This window comes from Pseudomonas sp. SIMBA_041 (assembly GCF_046535095.1).
Lineage (GTDB): Bacteria > Pseudomonadota > Gammaproteobacteria > Pseudomonadales > Pseudomonadaceae > Aquipseudomonas > Aquipseudomonas mucoides.
Genome location: NZ_JAWRXJ010001065.1, coordinates 1 through 228, shown reverse-complemented (window position 1 = coordinate 228; position 228 = coordinate 1). Strand labels below are relative to the sequence as shown.

The 228-nt window shown below is 32.0% G+C and carries 1 pseudogene; it reads right to left on the bottom strand.

Annotated elements, in window-relative coordinates:
• Nucleotides 1–152, bottom strand: a pseudogene (locus SB725_RS34375) (GntP family permease); the annotation flags it as partial.
• Between the last annotated feature and the right edge of the window lie 76 nt (nt 153–228).

Here is a 228-nt window from a genome sequence, read left to right as displayed (position 1 = left end):
GAGATCGTTTTTGCTACAGTATTAAGCGGTACTTGATAAAATAGCGCGACCAAAAAAGCAGAGAGAATCAATACTAAAAAAGGATGCCACTTTAATTTTGCGGTAGCGAAAATAATAAAAAGAATGCTAAGCACAAGCCAAAATACAATCATCACTGTCTCAATATGGTTTATATCTTAATTTATTACCAATGCAAATATAGTCAATTATATCGCGATTAAATACGGT